Genomic DNA, 1964 nt, shown 5'->3' on the forward strand with positions numbered 1-1964 from the left:
GCACATCGCGGCCGGTAAATGGTCAGCGCAAAAATACATCAACATGGCGCCGCTCTACCAAGAGCAGAACCAAGCACACGGAGCCGTCGCCTGAAAACGAAAGTGCGAAAGATATTTGACACTACCCGGTGCTGACGGTCGGCGCGCGCGTGGCTTGGGACAACACGGCGAAGGAAGTGACCACCCCGGCTGCAGGCCGCTTCCCCATCGGCGTCGCGGTGGAGGCGGCCGGGAACGGCATCACCAGCGTCGCGGTGCGGCTGGATGGGGTGGCGACGGCGGAGGCCTAAGAATCGGCCAAGCCGCTGAAATTGCTCGCTTTCGCCACGCACCTATGGATCGCTGCTTCGCGACGACACAGAGAGGAGGGCCCGATGAGCAAAGATAAGAACGAAAGCGCGTTGAGCGCATTCATCAGCAGGAAGGCCGAGTTGGACGGCTTGCTGGAGAGGCTTGCTGCCCTGTCGGCTGACCATTTCGGCGTTTCCCCCGATGATGTTCACTGGGGCCATGTCGGCACTGTCGCGGATGCAGTTCTGCTCCTGCGGCAGGTACTGGCGCAGCTGGAACCGGATCAGCCTTCGGATTCGTCGAAGTAGTCGGTGTCGACTTTCTTCAGCTCGAGGATGCGGTAGCCCCGAACTGCCACCCCGTATTTCACCAGCAGCCGGGTCAACTCTTCACCGTCGATCAGGATCAGGCGCTTCGGGCTGCGCTGCGCATATTGGATCGCAGCCGGCGCGAAGTGGCTGGTGGTCACGAACACGCCCTTCGTGGCGCCGCGTTCGTCCAACGCCCCGGCGAACTCGCGGATCTTCTCCACGCCGATGCTGTTGCCGGTCGCATAGCGCTTGGCCTGGAGGTGTATGATGTCGAGGCCGAGCACATCCTCGTTGATCACGCCATCGATCCCGCCGTCGCTCGTGCGGCCGAGCCGCTCGCCCGATCCATTTGCGCCGTAGCCCATCCCGAGCATGAGATCGACGATCAGCTTCTCGAACGCGGTCGGATGCATCGCCAGGATGCGTTCGAGCAGCTCTTCCCGTAGCGCGGCGTTCAGATCCTCGAATGCTGCCTCCACCCGTTCCTCAGGGGTCCCGGCGGCAAGGTCCTGCGTCGGTTCGACTTCGGCCGGGTGATCCTCATTGGCCTTGGTCCGGAAATCGTCGAAGCCGTCGAACTGTGAGAGGAACGCGATATCGATACGTTCGGGCGGGCTCGACAGGACCGATTTCCCCTTGGGCGTGATTGCGAAGTAGCCACGCCGCGGGCGCTCAACGAGGCCAGACTTCACGAGGTAGGTGACCGACCAGTGGACGCGGTTCGCGATCTTCGCTTGGCGGCCACTGGGCAGCAGCTCCTCGCGCTCCTGATTGGTAAGGGCGAATTCATCGGAAATCCGACCCACGGCATCCGCGACCTTGATCTCACCCGCATCGGCAAGGCGGAGGACGGGAAGCATCAAGGTCTGGAAATCTGGAATCGGCATATCACCACTCGGAGCAACTATCTTGCTCGCGACTATGGCAGGGCAACCCCTCGGACACTAGCCCGGGTCTGCGCGAACGCTCCACGAACATCGCCCCGTCCCGTGTCGCATCCGTGTTGCACGGAGAAATCGGGGCTGGTCGTAAGCCTTTGGAATCTTTGGGGAGTGTTCGGGATGGGCTTGCGACACGACGCGACATGCAAAAGCCGCCCGGAGGGCGGCCTAAGTGTTTGATATCTTGCAGGAAAGTTTGGTTGCGGGAGCAGGATTTGAACCTGCGACCTTCAGGTTATGAGCCTGACGAGCTACCGGGCTGCTCCATCCCGCGTGAGGATGTTTTGTCTTGATGTTTTAAGTTGAAGAGTTTTTTTCTGTCTTTAGCGGGCCTGGCGGCGACCTACTCTCCCGCGTCTTGAGACGAAGTACCATTGGCGCTGGAGCGTTTCACGGCCGAGTTCGGGATGGGATCGGGTGG

3 protein-coding genes, 1 tRNA gene and 1 rRNA gene are annotated in these 1964 nt (G+C 61.4%); 2 read left to right on the forward strand and 3 right to left on the reverse strand.

Going from position 1 to position 1964, the window contains the following annotated elements:
* The first annotated feature begins 128 nt into the window (after positions 1 to 128).
* Positions 129 to 290 carry a DUF2190 family protein gene (locus F0184_RS20430; RefSeq protein WP_208998593.1) on the forward strand — a complete coding sequence of 54 codons (162 nt, stop codon included), beginning with the start codon at positions 129 to 131 and terminating at the stop codon, positions 288 to 290.
* An 84-nt stretch (positions 291 to 374) separates the two neighbouring features.
* Positions 375 to 599 carry a hypothetical protein gene (locus tag F0184_RS20435; RefSeq protein ID WP_150497982.1) on the forward strand — a complete coding sequence of 75 codons (225 nt, stop codon included), beginning with the start codon at positions 375 to 377 and terminating at the stop codon, positions 597 to 599.
* Here F0184_RS20435 and F0184_RS20440 read toward each other — a convergent pair.
* The 3 genes from F0184_RS20440 to rrf all read right to left on the reverse strand — a co-directional run.
* Positions 575 to 1489 carry a restriction endonuclease gene (locus F0184_RS20440; RefSeq protein WP_150497983.1) on the reverse strand — a complete coding sequence of 305 codons (915 nt, stop codon included), beginning with the start codon at positions 1487 to 1489 and terminating at the stop codon, positions 575 to 577. The genes F0184_RS20435 and F0184_RS20440 overlap by 25 nt on opposite strands.
* A gap of 251 nt (positions 1490 to 1740) precedes the next feature.
* Positions 1741 to 1817, reverse strand: a tRNA-Met gene (locus F0184_RS20445).
* Between the two features lie 56 nt (positions 1818 to 1873).
* Positions 1874 to 1964, reverse strand: a 5S ribosomal RNA gene (gene rrf / locus F0184_RS20450); the annotation flags it as partial.

Origin of the sequence: Roseibium aquae (assembly GCF_008711285.1) — a bacterium.
GTDB classification, from domain to species: domain Bacteria; phylum Pseudomonadota; class Alphaproteobacteria; order Rhizobiales; family Stappiaceae; genus Roseibium; species Roseibium aquae.

What these genes read in the sequence shown, in the direction of transcription:
- F0184_RS20435 (WP_150497982.1), top strand. Translation starts at nt 375, where the DNA reads ATGAGCAAAGATAAGAACGAAAGCGCGTTGAGCGCATTCATCAGCAGG.
- F0184_RS20440 (WP_150497983.1), bottom strand. Translation starts at nt 1,489, where the DNA reads ATGCCGATTCCAGATTTCCAGACCTTGATGCTTCCCGTCCTCCGCCTT.